This window comes from Tsuneonella litorea (assembly GCF_025154015.1).
Taxonomy (GTDB): domain Bacteria; phylum Pseudomonadota; class Alphaproteobacteria; order Sphingomonadales; family Sphingomonadaceae; genus Tsuneonella; species Tsuneonella litorea.
The window spans coordinates 67,320-89,144 of sequence record NZ_JAOAMV010000001.1 but is presented as its reverse complement, the minus strand read 5'-3'; the positions used below and the strand labels follow the sequence as shown (position 1 = coordinate 89,144).

Here is a 21,825-nt window from a genome sequence, read left to right as displayed (position 1 = left end):
GCCGCCCCTTTGCATTTACAGACTCTCGAGGATCCGATGAAGCGGACTTTCCAGCCCAGCAATTTCGTGCGCGCCCGTCGCCACGGTTTCTTCGCCCGCAAGGCCACCCCGGGCGGCCGAAAGGTCCTGCGTGCGCGCCGCGCCCGCGGCCGCAAGAAGCTCTGCGCGTAACGTTCATTCGAGCGCGCCCGTGCGCGCTCACTCCGGCTGCAGCATCCCCGCCACGGCGGCGGACCGCCTGGCGGCCTCGCGGGCTCCCGAATCGGGAGCCCGTTTGCTTGTCCGCTTGATTCGCTCGCTCAGACGTCGTCGGCGCTGATCATCTCGCCGCGGTCGATCTCGCCGGTCAACGCGGCGACGGTGGTGGTAACGGTGCCGTCGCCGGTGACGTTGGTGGCGGTGCGCATCATGTCCATGATCCGGTCGATCCCCGCGACGAAGGCGATCGTCTCGAGCGGAACCCCCACCGCGCCGAACACCAGCGCCATCATGATCATTCCCGCGCCCGGTATGCCGGCGGCGCCCACCGAGCCCAGCGTCGCAAGGACCGAGATCATCACGTAGTCGCCGAAATCGAGCGGCACCCCGAAGATCTGCGCGCCGAACAGTGTCGCGAGGCCGAGGTACATCGCGGTCCCGTCCATGTTGATCGTTGCGCCGAGCGACACCACGAAGCTCGATGTCGGCGCGCTGACCCCGAGGTTGCGCTGCGTGCAGCGCAGCGTCACCGGCAGCGTGGCATTGGACGAGGCGGTCGAATAGGCGACCGCGATGGCATCGATCATGCCGCGGAAGAAGTCGTGGATCGGCAGTTTCGCCACGAACCGGATCAGCGAGGCATAGACCAGCAGGATGATCAGCAGGCACCCGGCGTAGTTGAGCGCGACCAGCTTCGCGAGGGCGACCAGCGCATCGCGCCCGAGCGTGCCGGTGACCCACGCCATGAGCGCGAAAACGCCGAACGGGGTCAGTTCCATCACGACGATGGTGACCTTCTGCATCACCACTGCGCCCGAATCGAAGATCCGCGCGACCGGTCCGCCCTCTTCCTTCGCCATCACGATGCCGATGCCGACGAGAAGCGCGAAGACGATCAGCGGCAGCACGTTGGCGTCGGCCATGACCTGCACCGGGCTCTGCGGGACCATGCCGAGCAGCATCTCGCGCCAGGTCGTCTCGTTGGGCTGCGGCGGCTCGCCAAGCGCGATCCCGCTCGTGTCGACCCCCACGCCGGGAAGGAAGAAGGTGCCCAGCGCCAGGCCCAGCCAGACCGCGACCTGGCTGGTCGCGACGAACAGCAGCAGCGCCCGCCAGCCGACCGCGCCGAGTTTCCTGAGGTCGCCGATCGAGGCCACGCCGGACACGATCGAGATGAAGATCAGCGGCACGACCAGCATCTTGATGAAGGCGATGAACAGGTCGCCGACGATCTTGATGCTCTCGGCGCCCGGCCCCCAGAGAAAGCCGGCGAGAACGCCGAGCACGAGTGCGGCGATGACACGCTGCCACAGCGGAATTGCAAACCAGCGACCGGTGATCGGACTATCCTTCCTGCCGAGCGCCCTGCAGCGCGGGGAAGGGCGAGCCTATCGAAGCGGCAAGGCGTTGACCACCCGGCGTTTCGTCCTGCGCGAGCCGATCAGGCGGGGCGCACGAAATTGTCCTCGTCGAGCACCAGCCCCGCGCGTCCGTCGGCCGCGGTGTGATGCGGAGCGACCGGAAAGTCCTCGTCCGGGTCGCGCATCGGCTGGAGCATTCCTTCCCACTTGGTGATCACGCTGGTCGCGACCGAGTTGCCGAGCACGTTGGTCGCGGTGCGGCCCATGTCGAGGAACTGGTCGATCGCCAGCACCAGGGCGATGCCCTCGGCCGGCAGATCGAACATCGCCAGCGTCGCGGCGATCACCACCAGGCTCGCGCGGGGGACCGCGGCGATGCCCTTCGAACTGATCATCAGCGTCAGGAGAATCGCGATCTGGGTGCCGAGCGACAGGTCGATGCCGTAGGCCTGGGCGATGAAGATCGTCGCGAAGCTGGCGTACATCATCGATCCGTCGAGGTTGAAACTATAGCCGAGCGGAATCATCAGCCCCGAAACCCGGCGCGGGATGCCGAAACGGTCGAGCTGCTCGAACAGCTTGGGCATCGCCGCCTCGCTCGAGGCGGTCGAGAACGCGATCAGCACGGGCTGGCGGACGTAGCGCACGAGGTGGAACGCGCGGCCGCGCAGGAACACGAAAGCGGCGCCGATGAGCAGCACCCAGAGGATCGCCAGCGCGAAATAGAACTCGCCCAGCAGCTTGGCATAGGTGACGAGAATCCCCAGCCCGTTCTGCGCGACCACGTTGGCAAGCGCGCCGAACACCGCGAACGGGGCGAAGCGCATGACATACCCGGTGATCTCGAGCATCAGCTCGGCCAGCGATTCGGCGGCGCGGACGAGCGGGCGGCCCTTTTCCCCGAGCGCGGTCAAACCGACCCCGGCGAACAGCGCGAACACCAGGATCTGCAGGACGTTGTTGTCGGCCATCGCGCCGACCACGTTCTTGGGAAAGACGTGTTCGACGAATTCGAAGAAATCGAGCTTCTTGACCTCTCCCACCGCCTGGGCGGGGGCCGCGATGTCGATCCCGACGCCGGGCTGGAACAGGTTGACCATGACCAGCCCGAGCCCGATCGAGATGACGCTCGCGACGATGAACCACAGGATCGCGCGCACGCCGATCCGGCCGACGGCGGTGGTGTCGCCCATGTGGGCGAGCCCGGCGATGATCGTGGCGAGAACCAGCGGCGCGACGAGCATCTTGATCAGGTTGAGGAAGATCGTCGAGAGCATCTGGAACCCGCGCGCCCAGGTTTCCGGCGCCGCGATGCCGGACAGCAGCCCCGCATTGACCAGCCAGCCGGTCAGCACGCCCAGCACCAGTCCCACCATGATCGACGCGGTGAGATGGCGGCTGAGCGCGTGCAGCAGCCAGCCCAGCGGCGAGCGCGGCCGGTCGCGCATGGTCAAGTCCCCGGTGCCCCCAACGGCCATCGCAACCCCCCTCGTTCTCGTATGTAGAATGCACCGGGCGCGTGACCCGCCCCGGCGCGCCCTTTCAGCACGCCAGCGCGGCGCGCGCAATCCGCCTGTAGATCCGCGCCAGCACCTCGAGATCGGCGACGGCGACGCCCTCGTCGCGCTTGTGCATCGTGGCGTTGCACAGGCCGAACTCGATCACTGGAGCGAGGTCCTTCAGGAACCGCGCATCGGAGGTGCCGCCGGTTGTCGACAGTTCGGGTTTCACGCCCGTCTCGGCCTCGACCGCGTCGCTGATCATCGAGGAAAACGCGCCGGGCGGTGTCAGGAACGCCTCGCCGCTGATGATCGCCCGGGCGGTCCCGCCGTGGCGTTCGGCGATCGCGGCCACCCGCTCGGCCAATTCGGCCCCGGTGTGCCGGGCATTGAACCGGATCGAGATGCGCGCCTTCGCCTTGGCGGGGATCACGTTGTGCGCGGGATTGCCCACCTCAAGGTCCGTTATCTCGATGTTCGACGGCTGAAACCACTCGTCGCCCTCGTCGAGCGTCAGCGACTCGAGTTCCGAGAGCATGGCGACAAGCTTCGTGATCGGGTTGTCGGCAAGGTGGGGATAGGCGACGTGGCCCTGCACGCCCTCGACCTCCAGCCAGATGTTGACCGACCCGCGGCGTCCGATCTTCACCATGTCGCCAAGCCGGTGGGTCGACGTCGGCTCGCCGACCAGGATGAGGTCCGGAACGTCCCTCCGCTCGCGCATCCGCTCGATCAGCGCGCGGGTCCCGTGGATCGCCGGGCCTTCCTCGTCGCCGGTGATCACGAAGCTCACCGTGCCCGCGTCGGCGGGCAAGTCGCGCACGGCGGCGGCCATCGCCGCGATGGCGCCCTTCATGTCGACCGCGCCGCGACCGTAGAGCAGGTCGCCCCCCGGGCTCGGGCGCCGCTCCGGCGCGAACGGCGCGCTGGTCCAGCCTTCGCCCGGCGGCACGACGTCGAGGTGGCCGGCGAAGGCGAAGTGCCGGCTGCCGGCAGGGCCGCGGCGAATCGCGAACAGGTTTTCGACCGGGCCGTCCGGCGCTTCACCGGCCACGAACCGGTCGATCTCGAACCCGTGCGGCGCGAGGATCGCTTCCAACGCGTCGAACACCAGGCCCTGCGCGGGAGTGACGCTGGGGCAGGCGATGAGTTTCTCGGCGAGGTCGGCAACGCTGGCGTCGGTCATGACCGCACCGCTATACGAGCGGCGACCGACGATCCAGCAGCGAGGGGACCGCAATGCCCAAGATCGACCTGACCGCCATCCCCCAGACCAATGCCACGGGCTACCCGCCGCCGTTCGACGCGCCGGTCAAGGGACGGCGGTACCGCCGCCTCGCCCCGCCGGCCGGCCTGGTCCACATGGGCGCGAGCCACGTCGTGCTCGAACCCGGCGCGTGGTCGTCGCAGCGGCACTGGCACGCCGCGGAGGACGAACTCCTCGTCATGCTCGAGGGCGAGGCTGTGCTGGTTGAGGACGCGGGCGAAACGATCCTGCGGCCCGGCGACGTCTGCGCCTGGCCGGCCGGTGTGCGCGACGGCCATCACCTGCAGAACCGCACCGACGAGGCTTGCGTGTTCGTCGTCGTCAGCGCGGGCGACCGCGAGGCGGACCACGGCGAATATCCCGACATCGACATGCGCTTCGGCCCCGAGGGGTATGCCCGCAAGGACGGCACGCCCTATCCCGCGCGCCGCGTTCCCTAGCGCCGCGGCTCGGGCAGCGGGCCGGGCGCGAACGCGCTGTCGAGATATTCGGCGATGCGGATGCCGGCCTGCGTAATGCGCCGCTCGGCGACGGGGACCGCGGCCGCGATGGCATCCTGGGTGAGCGTCGCCGCGTTCGCTGGCGGGGCGTCCCCGAAGGCGTTCGGATAGACGAACCCCTTGGCCAGCGCCCAGCTCTCGCGTCCCCAGTCGGCCGCGCCTCCGCCACCCAGTTCCGCCCGTTCGGCCGCGGTGTAGCGGCGCACGAGCGGCGGGTTGGCGCTGGTGATCGCCCGTTCGGCAAGCGCGCCGTCCCACACCCAGTGCAGGTTCAGCCCCGGCACGATGCCGTATTGCGTGATCACGTCGTTGCCGCCCCGGTCGTCGTTGTCGCCCGAATGCAGCGGCATGTGGATGTCGCCGGCGAAGTGGACCATGAATGCCAGCGCCTCGAGCCGGACGTTGGCGGGCAGGCTCTCGTCGGCAAGGATGCGATGGTTGCGCTCGACCTGTGCGGAGACGCAGGCGCCCGACGAACAGTTCTTGCGCGCGTCGTACGGCTCGCCGATCGGTTCGGTCTGGTAGTGCCAGGGGAAGGTGTAGGCCCAGCGCCATGGCGCGCTGCGCAGGCAGTCGGGCCAGGTCGAGGCACCGGCCAGGTCGCGAATCCGGCAATCGGGCGTGCCCAGTTCGCGCTCGTGCGCGATCAGCCGCGCGATTGCCGCGCGGGTTTCGGGCCGCACGTTCGCCCACGCGATCCGCGCGGTCGTCTCATGCCCGTAATAGCCCCACGCCAGCGACGGCGCGGGAAGTAGCAGGGCCAGCAATGCCGCCGCCGCCGCGGCGATCCGGCCTAGCCGGCCGACGGTATGCTGTCCCACTGTTCGATCACCCATTGTTCGTCCTCGGCGGCCTTGATCCAGGCCTGCATCCATTCGTGTTCCCAGACCGCTTCCATGTAGGTCTGCGCGAAGCCCGGCACGCCGATCCCATAAGTGACGAATCGGCTGACGACGGGCGCATAGAAGATATCGGCGGCGCCGAATGTACCGAACAGAAACGGGCCGCCGCGTCCGAATCGTGCCCGCGCCTCGGCCCACAATTGCAGGACGCGCACGATGTCGGCCTTGGCCTCGTCGGTGATCCGCGCGCCCTTGTGGCGCATCCGGATGTTCATCGGGCATTCCCGGCGCAGCGCGAGGTAGCTCGAGTGCATCTCGGCGACCATCGCCCGGGCCATCCCGCGCGGGGTGTCGTCCTTGGGCCAGAAGCGGTCGCGCCCGACCTTGTCGGACAGGTATTCGAGAATTGCCAGGCTGTCCCAGATCACCGTGTCGCCGTCCCACAGGATCGGTACCTTGCCGCGGCTCGGCTGGATTTCGCCCATCGCGCGCTTGGCTTCCTCCCATTCCTCGCCCGAGATGTTGACCGTCAGTTCCTCGAACGCGAGGCCCGACTGCTTGGCCGCCAGCCAGCCGCGCAGCGACCAGCTCGAATAGTTCCGGTTGCCGACGATCAGCTTCATCGATTCCACCTGTTGCCCACCTGCCGCGGGCCCTATGCGTTCATCCGGACGGTGTCGAGACTGAACGACGCGACCGGTGAACCGCCGTCCGGGCCATCATCCGCGCGCTGTAGGAAAGTGGATCTCACCGGACTAGAAGGACGCCATGAGCCTGCGCCCGTTCCACCTCGCCGTTCCCGTCCGCGACATTGCCGAAGCCCGCGCGTTCTATGGCGGGCTGCTCGGCCTGCCCGAAGGCCGCAGCGCCGAGACATGGGTCGATTTCGATTTCTACGGCCACCAGTTCGTCGTCCACCATGCGCCGGATCGCGAAGGCACCGACGCGGCGGTCAACCCGGTGGACGGGCACGGGGTGCCGGTCCCCCACTTCGGGGTAGTGCTCACGCTCGAGGCGTTCGACGACCTGGCGGACAGGATGCGCGCGGCGGGCACCCGGTTCGAGATCGAACCCTACACGCGCTTCGCCGGCGAACCGGGCGAGCAGAAGACCATGTTCTTCCGCGACCCCAGCGGCAACGCGATCGAGATGAAGGCATTCAGGAGCCTCGACAGCCTGTTCGCGACCTGAGTGCAAATCCGACGCATCAAGCACGAAATCCGGATGCGGACGATCCTGGCGATGCTAGGATCGACCGGCGAGCGATCGAAATCGGCCGCGGGTGAACAGCGGTGGAAATGCGGTAATGGATGATGTGATCCATCTTGCTGGCGTGGAAGCCCATCCGGTCGAGCGCCGGCTGGTGGGCTCGCGGGGAACCGCGCCTCTCCAGCCCCTCGTGATGGCGCTGCTGTGCGAACTGGCGCGAACCCCGAACCAGCTCGTCACCCGGCGTTCGCTCTTCGATCGCCTGTGGTCGCCCGCCGCGACAGTCAGCGACGACAACCTCAATCGGCTGGTGACGGCGCTACGCCGGGCACTCGATCAGGTTGGCGGCGAGGGCGTGGGGATCGAGACGGTCCCGGCGGCGGGCTATGTGCTCAGGATCGCCGAGTCCAAGCACGGCAGCGACGCGCCGGACGCGGTGGCAGACGCGATCGAGGTGGCGCGAAACAGCTGGCGGATGAGCTTGCCGCAGCCCGACCGGGCGACGATTGCGCTGTGCGAACGGGTCGCCGCGAAGCGCACGGATGCCGCCCTTCTCGGCCACCTTGCGATTCTCCATCGCCATGCCGCCGAGTACGCGGCACCGGATTTCGTCTCGCTCCACGTCGCCGCGTGCGACCAGACGGCGCGCCGTGCGCTGGCGCTCGACCCTGCGCAGATCGAAGCCGCGACCGCGCTGGTGAGCGTCGCCCCGCTTTATGGCCGATGGCGCGCGGCAGACACGCAGTTGCGGGCGATAGCCGCCGCCGATCCAGGCCATCCGTTGCCGGCCAGCGACCTTGCCGTGCTCGAGATGGCGACCGGGCAGATAAGGGCCGCGAAGGCGCGCCGCGACGCTCTGCTGGCGCGCGATCCGCTGTGCGCCGTGCACGCGTACAAGACTGTCTACCAGCACTGGTCGACGGGCGATATTGCCGGAATGGACCACGCGGCCGACCGGGCCATCCAGCTTTACCCCGACCACCCGGCAATATGGACCGCCCGGTTCTGGACCCTCTTGTACACGGGCAAGGGGGGTGCGGCCCGCGCGATGCTCTCGCCGGGCGCGCCGGACGTCATCGGGGCCGCGATCCGGCCCTTGCTCGAGGCGGCGGTCGACCTCGTCGGCGGCGACCGCGGCGCGCGCGAGCGAGCGACCGCGCTCGCGCTCAAGATGGCCGCTGCCGGGCCGGCATTCGCCGTCGCGGCGATGTTCGTGTTGGGCCTCGCCCAGAGCGTGGATGGTGCCTTCGCAGTCGCCCAGGCCTATTTCCTGCGGGAAGGCGATTCGCCGGTGCCCCTCGCCCCCTCGGCCGACCACCCCCGCCTCAACGAGCAGCATCGCCGGCTCACACAGGTCCTGTTTACGCCGGCCTGTGAAGCGATGCGCGCCGACCCGCGCTTTGCCGACTTGTGCCGGTCGATCGGGCTGGCCGATTACTGGGAGGCGACCGGCCGGACGCCCGACTACCTGAAAGCCGATGATCCGCCTTTGCCGTGAGGCGGCGCTGGTCAGGTTCTGATCAGGGGTCGATCATCGCCGGGCCGGGGAAGGGCAATTACCCTCGGCTCCTCTCAACCGAGGAGAACTGCAATGTTGTACAGGCTTATCCCGGTCGCCCTGCTGGGTGCCCTCGCGACCGCTGCCGCTGCGCATCCCACCAATGTCCGGTACGAGACGCGCGGCCAGTGCGAGGTCGCCTTCGCGGAATCGAGCAAGCTGGACCGCGAGCGGATCGTCGACCTGGGATTCTTCCCGACCATCGGCGCGGCGCAGCGAACCTTCCGCGACACGTTCGAATGTCGCTACGACGCGGAAAGGGACGGCTGGTACATCGTCGACCTGAGGGGGAGATAAGTCGGTTCGGTGGTGGCGTTCGCCGAGCGGGCTGCTCGATGCAACACGCTCGGCGATCGTATGAAACTTTCCCCCGAGGGCAGCATTAGACGATCGCCCCAGGAAGCGTTTCCATGCGCCGCCGAGTGGATCGAGGGGGAAATTGAGGAAGGCCTCTGACCCGCCGCTCAGCTCTCCGCGTCCGCCAGCACCGCGGCGCGCAGCGTGGCGATGCCCATGCCCTTCTCGCTCGAGGTGACGTGGACCTGCGGGAAGGCGGCGACGTGCTTCTTCGCCTCGGCCTCGGTCGCGACGGTGACCGCGGCGAGGTCGCTGGCCTTGATCTTGTCGGCCTTGGTCAGGACGATCCGGTAGCCGACCGCCGCTTCGTCGAGCATTTTCATCATCGCGCGGTCGACGTCCTTGAGGCCGTGGCGGCTGTCGACCAGCACGAGAGTGCGCTTGAGGACCTGCCGCCCGCGCAGATAGTCGCGCACCAGCATCTTCCACCGCTCGACCACCTTCACCGGCGCCTTGGCGAAGCCGTAGCCGGGCATGTCGACGAGGCGCATCGCCAGCGGCTCGCCGACGTCGAAGAAGTTGAGTTCCTGCGTGCGCCCGGGGGTGACCGATGCGCGGGCGAGGCTCTTGCGGCCCGTCAGCGCGTTGAGCAGCGAACTCTTGCCGACATTCGACCGTCCGGCGAAGGCGATCTCGGGCACCTCCGGCTCGGGCAGGAACTTCAGCTGCGGCGCCGACAGCAGGAACTCGACGCGCCCCGTCAACAGCTTGCGGGCGCGTTCCTCCTGCTCGGCGGCTGCGGCGGCCTCTTCCTCGGTCACCGGGCGGCCTAGCTCTTGGCCTTCGCTTCGCGCTTGGCCTCGCGCTCGCGGTCTTCCTTGTCCTTGATCGCCTGGGCGCGCAGCTGCGGATGCTTGGAATAGAGGTAGCTCTGCTGCGCCAGCGTCAGCAGGTTGTTGGTGATCCAGTAGATCAGCAGGCCGGCCGCGAACGGGGCCATGACGAACATCAGGATCCACGGCATGATCTTGAACATCTGCGCCTGCACCGGGTCGGCGGCGGGCGGGTTCAGGCGGAAGGTCGCCCACATCGAGATGCCGAGCAGCACCGCCAGCGGCCCGATCGCAAGGAAGCTGGGCGGGGTGAACGGCAGCAGGCCGAACAGGTTGAGGATGTGCGCCGGATCGGGCGCGGACAGGTCGTGAATCCACAGCGCGAACGGCTTGTGACGCATGTCGATCGACAGCATCAGCACCTTGTAAAGGCCGAAGAAGATCGGAATCTGGAGCAGGATCGGGAGGCACCCGGCGAGCGGGTTCACGCCCTCCGACTTGTAGAGCGCCATGATTTCCTGCTGCTGCCTGGGCTTGTCGTCCTTGTAGCGTTCCTGGATCGCCTTCATCTTCGGCTGGATCGCGCGCATCGCCGCCATGCTGGCGAACTGCTTCTGCGCGATCGGGAACATGAACACGCGCACGATCACCGTCAGCAGGATGATCGCCACGCCGAAGTTATGCACCAGGTTGTAGAGCTGGTTGAGCAGCCAGTGGATCGGCTTCTCGATCACCCCGAACCAGCCCCAGTCGATCGCGTTCTGGAAGCCCGCGATGCCGGTGTCCTCGTAATCGCCGAGCAGGTCGGCGTCCTTGGCGCCCGCGAACAGCTGGGTGGTGCGCGAAATGGCGCGGCCGTTGGGCACGGTCAGCGGATCGTAGATCGCATCGGCGCGGAACACGCCGCCGCCGAGCGAGCGGAAATCGGCGTCGACCTCGGTCGTGCCTTGCGGGATCAGGGCGGACAGCCAGTAGATGTCGGTGAAGCCGATCCACCTGGCGGCGCCATCGGGGCTGATCTTCCCGGCTTCCGCGACGTCGTCGTAATCCGTGCCGAAGTCCACCCCGTCGCCGAAATAGCCGATCGGACCCGAATGGATCGTATAGGTGCTGGTGCTGGCGGTCGCGCTGGTGCGGCTCACCGTCGCGAAGGGGCGCACCACGATCGGGCGTCCGCTGATGTTGCCCACCGTCTGCTTGGCGGAGATCATGTAGTCGTCGTCGATCGACAGATCGATCGTGAAGACCTGGCCCGAGCGATTGTTCCAGCTGAGCTTGACCGGCTTGCCCGGCGCCAGCGGCCCGCCCTCGGCGGTCCAGACGGTCTTCGCGTCGGGCACGGCCACGCCTTCGCCGAGCCAGCCGAACTGGGCGAAGTGCTGCGCGGGCGTGCCGGCCGGGCTGAACAGGCGGACCGGGCCGGAGTCCCGCTCGACCGTCTGGCGGTGGTCCCTGAGCGTGAGGTCGTCGATCCGCGCGCCCACGAGGTCGATCGAGCCGGCGAGCTCCGGCGCGTCGATGCGCACCCGCTCCGGGCTCTTCAGCGCGGTCTCGAGGTCGCGCTCCTCCAGCGCGATCGCGGCCGGGTCGGTCAGGCCGCCCTCGCGGGTGGGCTTGGCCGGAGCAGCCGGGGAATCGCCCGGTGCGCCCGCCGCCGCCTCGGCCGGAACGGGTTCCTTGGGCTGCGGGTAGAAGTAGTTCATCCCGGCGTCCCACCCGAACAGGAGCAGGCCGCACAGCACCACGGCGAGAAGAAGATTGCGCTGGTTATCCAAGAAGGTCGATCCCGAAATCCGTCACTGGTCGTTGGTCAGGGCACCGGGTCATAGCCGTGCCCGCCCCAGGGGTGGCAGCGCATTATACGCTTGAAGGCCATCCATCCACCCTTGATTGCGCCGTGCTTGCCGAGCGCCTCGATTGCGTATTCGGAACAGGAAGGCGCGTAGCGGCAGGTGGGCGGCAGCACGCGGCTGGGGCCGACCTGCCACGCGCGGGCGACGAGGATCAGGACCCGCTTCACCCCTTTCGTCCCTCGGGCCGGCGGCGCCGCGGCGGATCGCCCTTGCCGGCGGCCGCGCGGGCGAGCGCCTCTGCCAGTTCGCCGCGCATGGTGGCGAAATCGCGCTCGACGCCGCGGTCGCGGCCGATGAGTACGTGATCGTGATCGGGCAGCCCCGCTTCGGGCAGGGCCGCGCGCAGCAATTCACGGAATCGCCGCTTCATCCGGTTGCGCACCACCGCGTTGCCGATCTTCTTGGTGACGGTCACCCCGAACCGCTTGCCGCGCCCGCCGTTGGGCTGGGCGAGCAGCACGAAACCGGCGCGCGCGACCCGGATGCCCCGGTTGGCGGCGAGGAAATCGGCGCGCTTGCGGATGGTCGGGATGGTCATTTCGAACAGCGATATAGGAAGCTAATACACCGGAGAAAAGGCTCAGCGGCTCTTCGGCTTCTCGGTCACCTTGTTACGGTAGCTGCACAAGTCGACGACCGGGCACCGCCAGCATTCGGGCGTGCGCGCCTTGCAGACATACCGGCCGTGCAGGATCAGCCAGTGGTGCGCGCCGAGCCGGAAGGGGGCGGGCACCCGCTTGTCGAGCTTGGCCTCGACCGCCTCGGGCGTCTTGCCCTTGGCGAGGCCGGTGCGATTGCCGACGCGGAAGATGTGCGTATCGACCGCGAAGGTCTCCTGCCCGAACCAGCAGTTGAGCACCACGTTGGCGGTCTTGCGCCCGACGCCGGGAAGCCGGACGAGGTCCTCGCGCGTGGCGGGCACCTCGCCGCCGTACTCGTCGACCAGCAGCCTCGAGAGCGCGATGACGTTCTTCGCCTTGGAATTGAACAGCCCGATCGTCTTGATGTGGTCCTTGAGCCCCTCTTCGCCTAGTTCCAGCATCTGCTGCGGCGTCTCGACTTTCGCGAACAGCGCGTGGGTGGCCCTGTTCACGCCCACGTCGGTCGCCTGCGCGCTCAGCGCCACGGCGACGACCAGCTGGTAGGCGTTGCCGTATTCGAGCTCGGTCTCGGGCGCGGGATTGTCCTCCGCCAGGCGGCGGAAGAACTCGAAGATCTGGTCCCTGGTCACTGCGGTGTCACGGCCGTCCCGGTTTGCGTTTCCCGCTCGCGCGTTCGAGCGCGGCGATCTTGTGCTCGACCGCCTCGTCGATCTCGTCGAGCCGCGCAAGGTGTTCGCGCATGTCCTCGATCTTCTGGTCGCGGCGGCGCTGCATCGCCTCGGAAAACGCGGCCGCGATGATGCCGGTGGGCATCGCGACGAAGGCTATCCCCGACAGCGCGACGAGCGAGGCGCAGACCTTGCCCCACGCGGTGACCGGCACGACGTCGCCGTAGCCGACCGTGGTGAAGGTGTTGACCGACCACCACAGCGCACGCGGGATCGACCCGAATGCCTCTGGCTGGACGGTGCCTTCGGCGATGAACAGCGCGGTCGCACCGAACAGCAGCAGGAGCGCCGCGAGTGCCAGCGTGACCAGCAGGTCGTCGGTCCGCTCGCCGATCGCCGCGCCGATCTCGCGCAGGGCCTGCGAGAACCGGCCGAACTTCATCACCGCGATCACCCGCAGCAGCCGGACCATCCGCAGCACCGCGACATCGGCGGTGATCAGCGGCATCAGCGTCGAGACGATCACCACGAGGTCGATCAGCCCGAGCGGCGAGGCGATGAACCGCCAGCGCTTGCGCCACGCACTCGCCGGACCCGGTTGCTCGGCGGCGGCCCATATCCGCGCGGCGTATTCGAGCGTGAAGATCGCCCCGAAGACGAACTCCGCGACGACGAGGTCGCGGTGCCAGCGCGCGCCGAGCGACGGCTCGGTGGTCAGAACCGCGGTGACGACCGCGAGCACGATCACCGCGACCAGCAGCCGGTTCATCCAGGTCAGGTGGCCGTCGGGTTCGGCCCCGACGTAGAGCTGGTGGTGGAGATACCGGCGAAGATCCGTCATCCGGGTCCGGTCCTCCCCCCCCGCGCGATCAGTCGAGCCCGAGGACCTGCGGCATGGCGTAGCGGCCCGCCGCGCGTCCGATCAGCCAGGCCGCGCCGGCGACCGCGCCCCGGGCGAAGATCATCCGGTCTTCCGCGACGTGGCTCAGCGTCAGCCGCTCTTCCTCGCCGGCAAGGATCACGCTGTGCTCGCCCGCGACGGTGCCCCCGCGCAGCGATGCAAAGCCGATCGCGCCTTCCGCCCGCCGCCCGGTGATCCCGTCGCGGCCGCGCTCGCTGTGGTCGGCCAGCGCGACGCCGCGGCCTTCTGCCGCCGCCTCGCCCAGCAGGAGGGCGGTCCCGCTCGGCGCGTCGACCTTCATCCGGTGGTGCATCTCGAGCACCTCGATGTCCCACTGCGGCCCGAGCCGCGCCGCGGCCTCGCGCACGAGGTGAGCGAGCAGCGTCACCCCGAGCGAGGTGTTGCCCGTCTGGAGGACGGGAATCGCCTGCGCGGCCGAATCGATCGCCGCGTGGTGGCGTGCCTCGAGTCCGGTGGTCCCGATCAGGATCGGCACCCCGGCGCCGATCGCGGCATGGAGATTGCCTTCGAGCGCGGGCGGGGCGGTGAAATCCACCAGCACGTCGCACGCCTCGGCAAGGTTGGCGGTGTTGCCGCCCTGGTCGACCCCGCCGGCGACCTCGTGCCCGGCATCGGCGATCGCGCGGGCGAGCGCCTGCCCCATGCGTCCTTCACTGCCGATGATACCGATCCGCGCCATTGCCACCCCCGATGTGCCCGTGCTTCATGCGCGACATGAGCACTATCCGCAACATCGTCATCCTCACCGGGGCCGGCGTCAGCGCCGAAAGCGGCATCGACACCTTCCGGGCGGGAAGCGGCGGCGGGCCGAGCCTGTGGGAGCAGCACCGGGTCGAGGACGTCGCCACCCCCGAGGCGTTCGCGCGCGATCCGGAACTGGTGCTGCGCTTCTACGACATGCGCCGCGAGGCGATCCAGGCCAAGCAGCCGAACCCGGCGCACGTCGCGCTCGCGCGGCTCGACGCCGAATGGAACGGCGAACTGCTGATCGTCACCCAGAACGTCGACGACCTGCACGAGCGGGCCGGCGCGCGGCGGGTGCTGCACATGCATGGCGAGCATCTCAATGCGTGGTGCACCTGGTGCGACAAGCGCAGCCGGTGGACCGGCGCGCTGATCGATCGACCGGCGTGCCCGCACTGCGGCGAACGCGCGCTGCGCCCCGACGTCGTCTGGTTCGGCGAGATGCCCTACCGGATGGACGAGATCTACGCCGCGATCCGCAAGGCGGACCTGTTCGTGTCGATCGGCACTTCGGGCGCGGTCTACCCGGCGGCGGGCTTCGTGCGCGATGCCCGCAGGTGCGGCGCGGCGACGCTCGAACTCAACCTCGAGCGCAGCCAGGGTTCGAACTGGTTCGACGAGACCCGCCTCGGTCCGGCCGGCAGGCTGGTGCCCGAATGGGTCGACGAGGTGCTGGCCTAGCGCTCGGCCCCTTCGCGCCGGCGATGGTCAGCGCGGTCCGCATCCTCCGCAGCCGGGGTCCTTCGCGATCCGGAAGCTGCGCATCCCCGGCGCCAGCCCGTCGAGCGTGTGGAGCGTGCCCCACCGGGGCTCGCCCATTGCGGGGGCGACGACGACCCGCACCGCCTCGAGCGCGGCAAAGGTGCCGGTCCAGCCCGCCATCGCGCCGAGCATCCCGTCGTCGGCGCAGGTGTCGCAATCGTCGGCGTCGAACGCGTCGCCCACGAAGCAGCGGTAGCAACTGTGTTCGGGCAGGTGGCCGGCAAAGGCGCCGACCTGGCCCTGGAAGCGGCCGACCGCTGCGGAGAGCAGCGGCACCCCGCTTGCCACGCAGGCGTCCGACACCGCCAGCCGGGTGGCGAAATTGTCGGTCCCGTCGAGCACGAGGTCGGCACCTTCGAACGTGCTTCCGGCGTTGTCGCGGTCGATCCGCCGGTCGACCAGCGCGACCTCGATCTTCGCGTCGAAGTTCGCCAGCCAGCGCCGCGCGGCGACGACCTTGCCGTGCCCGATGTCGCGTTCGGCATAGATCGTCTGGCGCTGGAGGTTGGACAGTTCGACATCGCCGTCGTCGATCAGCGTCAGTTTCCCGACGCCCGCTCCGGCGAGGTACTGCAGCGCGGGCGAGCCGATCCCGCCGAGGCCGACGACCGCGACGTGGGCCTCGGCCAGCGCGAACTGCCCCGCGCCGCCGACCTCGGGCAAGACGATGTGGCGGGCGAAGCGGTCGAGGCGTTCGGGGGAAAAGGCCATGGACAGGCTGTTGGCAGCCTGTGCGCGCGCTGTCGACAAGGCTGTGAACAGCCCTGTCGATCAGTAGTGCAAAGGTGGTGGAGGGATCAGCTCTCGAGCTGGCGCAGGAGCGAGCGCACGTCGCCGTCCATGTCGGCGTCGCGCTGGCGCAGGTCCTCGATCAGGCGGACGGCGTGGATCACCGTCGAGTGATCGCGCCCGCCGAACTTGCGCCCAATCTCGGGATAGCTGCGCGGGGTGAGCACCTTGGACAGGTACATCGCCACCTGCCGCGGGCGAACGACCGCACGCGCGCGGCGCTTCGAGGCCATTTCGGCCCGGTCGATGCGGTAGAACTGGCAGACGGTACGCTGGATCTCGTCGATCGTGATCCGGCGGCGGTTGGCCGAGAGGATGTCGGTCAGTTGCTCCTCGGCAAGCTGGAGCGAGACTTCCTGCCCGGTCAGCTGGGCATAGGCGATCAGCTTGTTGAGCCCGCCGACCAGCTCGCGGATGTTGCGGGTGATCGTGCGGGCGAGGAAGTCGACGACGTCCTCGGGCACCTCGAGCGGGGCGAATCGGGTCAGCTTCGACTGCAGGATCGATTTCCTGAGTTCGATGTCGGCCGCCGCGATGTCGGCGACGAGGCCCATGCTGAGGCGGCTGAGCAGCCGCGGCTCGACGCCGTCGAGCGCCTGCGGCGCGCGGTCAGCGGCGAAGACCAGCCGCTTGCCCTCGGCGAGCAGCGCGTCGATCGTGTAGAGCAGTTCCTCCTGCGCGCTGGCCTTGCCGATGATGAACTGGATGTCGTCGACCAGCAGCAGGTCGAAGCTGCGCAGCCGCGCCTTGAACTCGATCGTCTGGTTCGACTTAAGCGCCTGGACGAATTCCACCATGAACCGCTCGGCGCTGCAGTAGAAGATCCGCGCGCGCGGGTGGCTGCCGAGATAGGCGTGGCCGATCGCGTGGAGCAGGTGCGTCTTGCCCTGGCCGGTCGCGGCCTTGAGGTAGAGCGGCGAGAACTGCGGGGTCTCGGTCGCCGACATGCGCTGCGCCGCGTTGCACGCGAGCACGTTCGCCTCACCGGTGACGAAGGCGGCGAACGTCAGCGACGGGTCGAGCCCGATCGAGGACGTGAAGCCGCGCTCGCCAATGGTGCCGGCCGCTACCGCGATCATGCTGGTGTCGCTGCCGTCGTTGGCCGGCCGGCGGCCTTCCCCGAACGAGAGTTCGGGCAGCTTGCGGCGGCCCGGGTGGACCTTGATCTCGACGTTGCGGACTTCGCTGCGGGCGATCTTCCACGCCAGGCTGAGCCGGTCGTGGAACCGGTCCTTGACCCAGTTCGCGCTGAAGTCGGTCGGCAGGAACAGCTCGAGCGTGCCGGTATCCTCGGCGAAGCCGCCGACCTGAATCGGCTTGATCCACTGGCTGTGAAGCTGGTGGCCGAGATCCTTTCGCAGTCCCTGGCTGATGTCTGCCCAATCGGCCGCCAGGTTTACCGCTTCGAGATCTTCCATGCCGTCCTCTGCACCCCTGCGTTTGGCAGCGTTGTTGCTGCCGGTGTTAACACTCATCGCTGGTCCGTTCCCCGTCTTGCGCGCCCCGTATCGGAGTCGCCCTACCCCCCTTGTCTCCGGGCACGAGCCAGCACCGCCCGAATTCTGTGCGATTCGAGTTGGGAGGGTCGGTCCAGAGATGTAGTCGCCAGGCTGTCCAAGGCCGGCGAGCACTTCTTTTCAACAGCCGCGTGCCGCTGGCAAGGGCGGCTTCGAAAAAAAACAGAAATAATGGCAGTTGACTCGGAAAAAACGGCGGACTTGCGTTCATGTCTCGGAAAACAAACGATTTACCGTGTTACGGTTCCGCGAATCGCGGGAATCGCGCGGTTTTCGAAATGACCGGGCGCAGATGCAAAGACGCCGGCGCCTCGCGGCACCGGCGTCGTTTGCTTTTCGTTCCGTAGCAGACCCGAACCGACCGGTCCGGTCAGCGCGAATCAGAGAGCGCCGACTCGCTTCGACAGGCGGCTCATCTTCCGGCTCGCGGTGTTCTTGTGGAGCACGCCGCGGGCGACGCCGCGGGCCAGCTCGGGCTGGGCAGCCTTGAGCGCCTCGGCGGCAGCGGTCTTGTCGCCGCCGGCGATCGCGGTCTCGACCTTCTTCAGGAACGAGCGGATGCGGCTCATGCGCGCGCCGTTGATCTCGGCACGGTTGGCGTTGCGGCGGATGCGCTTCTTGGCTTGCGGCGTATTGGCCATAAGAGTCCTGGTACCTGTCCTCGGTTGACCGCGTGGCCGCGGCCGGAAAATCTCGTCTCGGTGGGTTGCCCTTGGCAGGCGGACCCGCCGGGAAAGGCGCGCCCCTAGCGGCGCTGCCCGATTCCGTCAAGCGCGCGTGGGCGCTAGCGCTGGCACCGGGGGCAGAACCACGTGCTGCGACCCCCCTGGACGATCCGCCGGACGATGCCGCCGTCCTCGCGCGGGCATGGCTGCCCGTCGCGGCCATATACCGCGAACCGGGTCGCGAAATAACCCAGCTGGCCGTCGGGCCGGGCATAGTCGCGCAAGGTCGAGCCGCCGTCGCCGATCGATTGCTCGAGCACTGCGCGAATGGCGGGGACGAGCCGTTCGAGCCGGGTGCGGGCGACCTTGCCCGCCGCCTTGCGCGGATCGATCCCGGCGCGCCAGAGCGCCTCGCACACGTATATGTTGCCCAGGCCCGCGACGATCCCCTGGTCGAGCAGCAGCAGCTTGATCGCCTGCTTCCGGCCCGCGAATGCCGCGTGCAGGTGCCTGGCGGTCAGGCCGGGGCCCAGCGGCTCGGGTCCGAGCGCGGCGAACGGGCCCCACTGCGCGAGGGCCGGCGTATCGACCAGGTCGACCGAGCCGAATCGCCGCGCATCGTTCAGTGCGAATCGGTGGTCCACGGTTTCCAGGACGAGGTGATCGTGCTTGTCCGGGGCGGCGGGGTCGATCCGCCAGCGCCCGCTCATCCCGAGGTGGAACACCAGCGTCGTGTCGCGATCGGTGTGGATGAGGCCGTACTTCGCGCGGCGGTCGAGGCCCGTGACGCGCGCGCCGACGAGCGACTGGACGAGGCCGGGCGGAAACGGGCGGCGCATATCGGGCCGGTTGACCCGCACGCGCTCGATCCGCGCGCCGTCGAGGAACGCGGCGAGCCCGCGCACGGTGGTTTCGACTTCGGGAAGCTCGGGCATCGGCGGGGCTGTAACAGCCTTTGCTTGGGGGGCAATTGCCCGTATGCGCGCGCCATGAACGACACCGTTTCCTTCGGCTACGAAGAGGTCGCCCCCGAGGAAAAGACACGCCGGGTGGGCGAGGTCTTTTCCGGGGTCGCGGCTAAGTACGACCTGATGAACGACGCCATGTCGGGCGGGATGCACCGGCTCTGGAAGGACCAGTTCGTCCGCCGCGTGAAGCCGCGTTCCGGCGAGGCGATCCTCGACATGGCGGGCGGCACCGGCGACATCGCTTTCCGGCTGGCCGCGCGCGGCGCCAGCGTGACGGTCGCCGACATCAACCAGGAAATGCTCGACGTCGGGATCGAGCGCGCGATGGAGCGCGGGATCGATGGCCTGGTGTGGAGCCGCCAGAACGCCGAGGACCTCGCTTACGGTGACCGCGTGTTCGACGCCTACACCATCGCCTTCGGGATACGGAACGTGACCGACATTCCCAAGGCCCTGCGCGAGGCGCACCGGGTGCTGAAATACGGCGGGCGATTCTTCTGCCTCGAGTTCTCCACCAACGACTGGCCGGGGTTCCGGCAGGCCTATGACCTCTATTCGCACAAGCTGGTGCCGAAAATCGGCGAAGCGATCGCGGGCGACGCGGATTCCTATCGCTACCTGATCGAATCGATCCGCCGGTTCCCCTCGATGCCCGCGTTCGAGGCGATGATCCGCGATGCCGGTTTCGCGCGCACGAAGGTGAAGCCGATCCTGGGCGGCCTTGTCGCGATCCATTCGGGGTGGAAAGTCTGACGTGACCCGCCCGGCGACGCACATCTGGCGGCTTCTCAAGTGGGGCCGCAGCCTCGCGCGGCACGGCGCGCTGCGGGGGATCGAGAACGATCCGAATACCCCCCCGCAAGTCAAGCGGCTGGCGCGCGTGGCGCGGCTGGGCACGATTCAGCCGCGCGAGCCGAATTATGCCGAGGCGTTCACCGATATCGGGCCTGCCGCGATCAAGCTCGGCCAGTCGCTCGCGACCCGCCCCGACCTCGTCGGCGAGGTCGCGGCGCACAACCTGCTCAGCCTGCAGGACAGCCTGCCGCCGGTCGCGTTCGAGGCGATCGAGGCTGAGATCGCGCGCAGCTTCGACGTTCCCGTCTCCACCCTGTTTGCCGAGATCGACCCCGTCCCCGTCGGCTCGGCGTCGATCGCGCAGGTCCACCGCGCGGTGACGACCGATGGCCAGCCGGTCGCGGTCAAGGTGCTGCGCCCCGGCATCCGCGAGCGTTTCGCGCGCGACATCGCGACCTACGAATGGGCCGCCGCGCACCTCGAGGCGATGGGCGGCGAGGCGGCCCGGCTTCGCCCACGCCTGACGATCGCCAACTTCAAACGCTGGACCAACCGCGAACTCGACCTGCGGCGCGAGGCGGCGAGCGCGTCGGAACTCGCCGAGGCGATGAAGGGCTTCGAGGGCTACTGCATCCCGTCGATCGACTGGGACCGCACCAACGGGCGGGTGATGACGATCGAGTGGATCGACGGCATCAAGATATCCGACCGCGAGGCGCTGGTAGCCGCCGGGCACGACCTGCCCGCGCTGGCCCGCCGGCTGGTGCTCGCGTTCCTGACCCAGGCGATCAGCGCGGGGTTCTTCCACGCCGACATGCACCAGGGGAACCTGTTCGTGCGCGGCGACGGGACGATCGTGGCGATCGATTTCGGGATCATGGGCCGGATCGACCGCCGTGCGCGGCAGTGGCTGGCGGAAATCCTCTACGGCCTGATCACCGGCAACTACCGCCGCGTGGCCGAGATCCACTTCGAGGCGCAGTACGTGCCGAGCTATCACTCGGTCGACGAATTCGCGACCGCGCTGCGCGCGGTGGGCGAGCCGATGCGCGGCAAGCCGGTGAGCGAGCTCAGCGTCGGCCAGATGCTCGACGGGCTGTTCGCGATTACCCGCGATTTCGACATGGCGACCCAGCCGCACCTCCTGCTGCTGCAGAAGACGATGGTGATGGTCGAGGGGCTGGCGACCAGCCTCGATCCGGCGATCAACATGTGGGACGTGTCCGCCCCGTTCGTGCGCGCGTGGATCCGTGACGAGCTGGGGCCCGAAGCCGCGCTCGCCGACCGCATCCGTACCGACGTCGAGACATTGCTGCGGGTGCCCGAACTCGTCCGCCGGATCGAGGATCGCTACCCCGCACGCGGCGGCGCGCCCGAACCGCCGCCGCTGCCCGACATCCCGCTGATGTGGGAGCGGAGGGCGGGCGAACGCCCGCGCTGGCCGGGCTACCTGCTGGCAGCCGCGCTGGGGGGTGCCGCGGTGGCCGGCGCGTCGCTGGCGGGGCTGTTCTAGACCACCTGGTGCGGCAGCACGCGGCTGCCGGCGACCGCCAGCAGCACCGCGAACGCCTCGACCAGCATCGGGAACCAGAAGCCGGGATAGGCGCCGTCGGCGAAAACGCTCACCAACCGGCCGAACAGCGCGATGCCGAAGATCGCCGCGGGCACCAGCAGCAGTTCCCCGTTGCGCTTCCACGCGCCCCAGATCATGCCTGCGCCGCCGACGAAGAACAGCGCCGGGAAATCGGCGCGCAGCACCGCGAGGCCCGCCGGGCCGTTGGGCGAGAGGCCGAAGCTGACCGCCGCACCCGTCGGCATGATCAGGAAATTGAGGCCCAGCAGCAGGAAGAACAGCCCCTCGACGAAGATCAGTGCGGTCAGGATCAGGCGCATACGATAGTCCCCTCTCGTTCGCGCGCGACCATAGGGAAGCGCGGCGATGACGCAATCTTAACCACCGTCGGCCTAGGGCTGGC

The 21,825-nt window shown here is 68.6% G+C and carries 25 protein-coding genes; 8 read left to right on the top strand and 17 right to left on the bottom strand.

Annotated features, from left to right (window positions below; genetic code table 11):
• The first annotated feature begins 36 nt into the window (after positions 1–36).
• Complete coding sequence (rpmH, locus tag N0B51_RS00455) at positions 37–171, top strand: 50S ribosomal protein L34 (protein ID WP_259960222.1); 135 nt, start codon at positions 37–39, stop codon at positions 169–171.
• Positions 172–299: 128 nt separating this feature from the next.
• Here rpmH and N0B51_RS00450 read toward each other — a convergent pair whose 3' ends face one another.
• The 3 genes from N0B51_RS00450 to dapE form a co-directional block, all read right to left on the bottom strand.
• Positions 300–1,538, bottom strand: a complete 1,239-nt coding sequence (locus N0B51_RS00450) for a dicarboxylate/amino acid:cation symporter (RefSeq protein WP_259960776.1) — start codon at positions 1,536–1,538, stop codon at positions 300–302.
• 101 nt (positions 1,539–1,639) lie between these two features.
• Positions 1,640–3,007, bottom strand: a complete 1,368-nt coding sequence (locus tag N0B51_RS00445; RefSeq protein WP_259960221.1) for a dicarboxylate/amino acid:cation symporter — start codon at positions 3,005–3,007, stop codon at positions 1,640–1,642.
• Positions 3,008–3,101: 94 nt separating this feature from the next.
• Positions 3,102–4,244 (bottom strand): succinyl-diaminopimelate desuccinylase, encoded by a 1,143-nt coding sequence (gene dapE / locus N0B51_RS00440; protein ID WP_259960220.1) that lies wholly within the window; start codon positions 4,242–4,244, stop codon positions 3,102–3,104.
• Positions 4,245–4,297: 53 nt separating this feature from the next.
• On the opposite strand from dapE, the gene N0B51_RS00435 reads away from it, so the two are divergent.
• A complete protein-coding gene (locus N0B51_RS00435; RefSeq protein ID WP_259960219.1) occupies positions 4,298–4,765 on the top strand; it encodes a cupin domain-containing protein in 468 nt (155 codons plus the stop codon).
• Here N0B51_RS00435 and N0B51_RS00430 read toward each other — a convergent pair.
• Together N0B51_RS00430 and N0B51_RS00425 are read right to left on the bottom strand one after the other, a co-directional pair.
• Positions 4,762–5,661, bottom strand: coding sequence for a S1/P1 nuclease (locus N0B51_RS00430; RefSeq protein ID WP_259960218.1), 900 nt, complete (start codon positions 5,659–5,661; stop codon positions 4,762–4,764). The genes N0B51_RS00435 and N0B51_RS00430 overlap by 4 nt on opposite strands.
• Positions 5,619–6,290 (bottom strand): glutathione S-transferase family protein, encoded by a 672-nt coding sequence (locus N0B51_RS00425; protein WP_259960217.1) that lies wholly within the window; start codon positions 6,288–6,290, stop codon positions 5,619–5,621. The genes N0B51_RS00430 and N0B51_RS00425 overlap by 43 nt, the downstream gene beginning before the upstream one ends.
• A gap of 145 nt (positions 6,291–6,435) precedes the next feature.
• On the opposite strand from N0B51_RS00425, the gene N0B51_RS00420 reads away from it, so the two are divergent.
• The 3 genes from N0B51_RS00420 (at position 6,436) to N0B51_RS00410 (ending at position 8,731) form a co-directional block, all read left to right on the top strand.
• Complete coding sequence (locus N0B51_RS00420) at positions 6,436–6,858, top strand: VOC family protein (protein ID WP_259960215.1); 423 nt, start codon at positions 6,436–6,438, stop codon at positions 6,856–6,858.
• 115 nt (positions 6,859–6,973) lie between these two features.
• Complete coding sequence (locus N0B51_RS00415; RefSeq protein ID WP_259960213.1) at positions 6,974–8,374, top strand: winged helix-turn-helix transcriptional regulator; 1,401 nt, start codon at positions 6,974–6,976, stop codon at positions 8,372–8,374.
• 93 nt (positions 8,375–8,467) lie between these two features.
• On the top strand, positions 8,468–8,731 hold the full coding sequence (locus N0B51_RS00410; protein ID WP_259960210.1) for a hypothetical protein: 264 nt from the start codon (positions 8,468–8,470) through the stop codon (positions 8,729–8,731).
• A gap of 167 nt (positions 8,732–8,898) precedes the next feature.
• On the opposite strand, the gene yihA is transcribed toward N0B51_RS00410, so the two are convergent.
• From yihA to dapB, 7 genes are read right to left on the bottom strand one after another with little or no spacing between them, the layout of a single operon-like run.
• Positions 8,899–9,552 carry a ribosome biogenesis GTP-binding protein YihA/YsxC gene (gene yihA, locus N0B51_RS00405; RefSeq protein ID WP_259960209.1) on the bottom strand — a complete coding sequence of 218 codons (654 nt, stop codon included), beginning with the start codon at positions 9,550–9,552 and terminating at the stop codon, positions 8,899–8,901.
• Between the two features lie 8 nt (positions 9,553–9,560).
• The gene (gene yidC, locus N0B51_RS00400) at positions 9,561–11,339 is read right to left on the bottom strand and encodes a membrane protein insertase YidC (protein ID WP_259960208.1); all 1,779 of its coding nucleotides are present in this window, start codon (positions 11,337–11,339) and stop codon (positions 9,561–9,563) included.
• Positions 11,340–11,374: 35 nt separating this feature from the next.
• Entirely contained in the window at positions 11,375–11,584 is a 210-nt protein-coding gene (yidD, locus tag N0B51_RS00395) for a membrane protein insertion efficiency factor YidD (RefSeq protein WP_259960207.1), read from the bottom strand.
• Positions 11,581–11,955, bottom strand: a complete 375-nt coding sequence (rnpA, locus tag N0B51_RS00390; protein ID WP_259960205.1) for a ribonuclease P protein component — start codon at positions 11,953–11,955, stop codon at positions 11,581–11,583. Before rnpA ends, yidD begins: the two co-directional genes overlap by 4 nt.
• Before the next feature lie 42 nt (positions 11,956–11,997).
• Positions 11,998–12,648 carry an endonuclease III gene (nth, locus tag N0B51_RS00385; protein WP_259960203.1) on the bottom strand — a complete coding sequence of 217 codons (651 nt, stop codon included), beginning with the start codon at positions 12,646–12,648 and terminating at the stop codon, positions 11,998–12,000.
• 7 nt (positions 12,649–12,655) lie between these two features.
• Positions 12,656–13,528 carry a potassium channel family protein gene (locus N0B51_RS00380; protein WP_311201813.1) on the bottom strand — a complete coding sequence of 291 codons (873 nt, stop codon included), beginning with the start codon at positions 13,526–13,528 and terminating at the stop codon, positions 12,656–12,658.
• A gap of 28 nt (positions 13,529–13,556) precedes the next feature.
• Positions 13,557–14,288, bottom strand: a complete 732-nt coding sequence (dapB, locus tag N0B51_RS00375) for a 4-hydroxy-tetrahydrodipicolinate reductase (RefSeq protein ID WP_259960201.1) — start codon at positions 14,286–14,288, stop codon at positions 13,557–13,559.
• Positions 14,289–14,323: 35 nt separating this feature from the next.
• Here dapB and N0B51_RS00370 point away from each other — a divergent pair, with 35 nt between their 5' ends.
• Entirely contained in the window at positions 14,324–15,034 is a 711-nt protein-coding gene (locus N0B51_RS00370; RefSeq protein WP_259960199.1) for an NAD-dependent deacylase, read from the top strand.
• Between the two features lie 27 nt (positions 15,035–15,061).
• Here N0B51_RS00370 and N0B51_RS00365 read toward each other — a convergent pair whose 3' ends face one another.
• The 4 genes from N0B51_RS00365 to mutM form a co-directional block, all read right to left on the bottom strand.
• Positions 15,062–15,826, bottom strand: a complete 765-nt coding sequence (locus tag N0B51_RS00365) for a HesA/MoeB/ThiF family protein (protein ID WP_259960197.1) — start codon at positions 15,824–15,826, stop codon at positions 15,062–15,064.
• 86 nt (positions 15,827–15,912) lie between these two features.
• Positions 15,913–17,379, bottom strand: coding sequence for a chromosomal replication initiator protein DnaA (dnaA, locus tag N0B51_RS00360; RefSeq protein ID WP_259960195.1), 1,467 nt, complete (start codon positions 17,377–17,379; stop codon positions 15,913–15,915).
• A gap of 422 nt (positions 17,380–17,801) precedes the next feature.
• Complete coding sequence (gene rpsT / locus N0B51_RS00355) at positions 17,802–18,062, bottom strand: 30S ribosomal protein S20 (protein WP_259960193.1); 261 nt, start codon at positions 18,060–18,062, stop codon at positions 17,802–17,804.
• Between the two features lie 143 nt (positions 18,063–18,205).
• On the bottom strand, positions 18,206–19,021 hold the full coding sequence (mutM, locus tag N0B51_RS00350; RefSeq protein WP_259960191.1) for a bifunctional DNA-formamidopyrimidine glycosylase/DNA-(apurinic or apyrimidinic site) lyase: 816 nt from the start codon (positions 19,019–19,021) through the stop codon (positions 18,206–18,208).
• A gap of 54 nt (positions 19,022–19,075) precedes the next feature.
• On the opposite strand from mutM, the gene N0B51_RS00345 reads away from it, so the two are divergent.
• Complete coding sequence (locus N0B51_RS00345) at positions 19,076–19,807, top strand: class I SAM-dependent methyltransferase (RefSeq protein ID WP_259960189.1); 732 nt, start codon at positions 19,076–19,078, stop codon at positions 19,805–19,807.
• Position 19,808: 1 nt separating this feature from the next.
• On the top strand, positions 19,809–21,362 hold the full coding sequence (ubiB, locus tag N0B51_RS00340; protein ID WP_259960187.1) for a 2-polyprenylphenol 6-hydroxylase: 1,554 nt from the start codon (positions 19,809–19,811) through the stop codon (positions 21,360–21,362).
• Here ubiB and N0B51_RS00335 read toward each other — a convergent pair.
• Positions 21,359–21,742: a hypothetical protein gene (locus N0B51_RS00335; protein ID WP_259960186.1), complete on the bottom strand. Its 384-nt coding sequence runs from the start codon at positions 21,740–21,742 to the stop codon at positions 21,359–21,361. The two genes, ubiB and N0B51_RS00335, sit on opposite strands and share 4 nt — an antisense overlap.
• Positions 21,743–21,825: the final 83 nt, after the last annotated feature.

What these genes read in the sequence shown, in the direction of transcription:
- rpmH (WP_259960222.1), top strand. Translation starts at nt 37, where the DNA reads ATGAAGCGGACTTTCCAGCCCAGCAATTTCGTGCGCGCCCGTCGCCAC.
- N0B51_RS00445 (WP_259960221.1), bottom strand. Translation starts at nt 3,007, where the DNA reads ATGCGCGACCGGCCGCGCTCGCCGCTGGGCTGGCTGCTGCACGCGCTC.
- dapE (WP_259960220.1), bottom strand. Translation starts at nt 4,244, where the DNA reads ATGACCGACGCCAGCGTTGCCGACCTCGCCGAGAAACTCATCGCCTGC.
- N0B51_RS00435 (WP_259960219.1), top strand. Translation starts at nt 4,298, where the DNA reads ATGCCCAAGATCGACCTGACCGCCATCCCCCAGACCAATGCCACGGGC.
- N0B51_RS00430 (WP_259960218.1), bottom strand. Translation starts at nt 5,661, where the DNA reads ATGGGTGATCGAACAGTGGGACAGCATACCGTCGGCCGGCTAGGCCGG.
- N0B51_RS00425 (WP_259960217.1), bottom strand. Translation starts at nt 6,290, where the DNA reads ATGAAGCTGATCGTCGGCAACCGGAACTATTCGAGCTGGTCGCTGCGC.
- N0B51_RS00420 (WP_259960215.1), top strand. Translation starts at nt 6,436, where the DNA reads ATGAGCCTGCGCCCGTTCCACCTCGCCGTTCCCGTCCGCGACATTGCC.
- N0B51_RS00415 (WP_259960213.1), top strand. Translation starts at nt 6,974, where the DNA reads ATGGATGATGTGATCCATCTTGCTGGCGTGGAAGCCCATCCGGTCGAG.
- N0B51_RS00410 (WP_259960210.1), top strand. Translation starts at nt 8,468, where the DNA reads ATGTTGTACAGGCTTATCCCGGTCGCCCTGCTGGGTGCCCTCGCGACC.
- rnpA (WP_259960205.1), bottom strand. Translation starts at nt 11,955, where the DNA reads ATGACCATCCCGACCATCCGCAAGCGCGCCGATTTCCTCGCCGCCAAC.
- N0B51_RS00380 (WP_311201813.1), bottom strand. Translation starts at nt 13,528, where the DNA reads ATGACGGATCTTCGCCGGTATCTCCACCACCAGCTCTACGTCGGGGCC.
- dapB (WP_259960201.1), bottom strand. Translation starts at nt 14,288, where the DNA reads ATGGCGCGGATCGGTATCATCGGCAGTGAAGGACGCATGGGGCAGGCG.
- N0B51_RS00370 (WP_259960199.1), top strand. Translation starts at nt 14,324, where the DNA reads ATGAGCACTATCCGCAACATCGTCATCCTCACCGGGGCCGGCGTCAGC.
- N0B51_RS00365 (WP_259960197.1), bottom strand. Translation starts at nt 15,826, where the DNA reads ATGGCCTTTTCCCCCGAACGCCTCGACCGCTTCGCCCGCCACATCGTC.
- dnaA (WP_259960195.1), bottom strand. Translation starts at nt 17,379, where the DNA reads ATGAGTGTTAACACCGGCAGCAACAACGCTGCCAAACGCAGGGGTGCA.
- rpsT (WP_259960193.1), bottom strand. Translation starts at nt 18,062, where the DNA reads ATGGCCAATACGCCGCAAGCCAAGAAGCGCATCCGCCGCAACGCCAAC.
- mutM (WP_259960191.1), bottom strand. Translation starts at nt 19,021, where the DNA reads ATGCCCGAGCTTCCCGAAGTCGAAACCACCGTGCGCGGGCTCGCCGCG.
- N0B51_RS00345 (WP_259960189.1), top strand. Translation starts at nt 19,076, where the DNA reads ATGAACGACACCGTTTCCTTCGGCTACGAAGAGGTCGCCCCCGAGGAA.
- N0B51_RS00335 (WP_259960186.1), bottom strand. Translation starts at nt 21,742, where the DNA reads ATGCGCCTGATCCTGACCGCACTGATCTTCGTCGAGGGGCTGTTCTTC.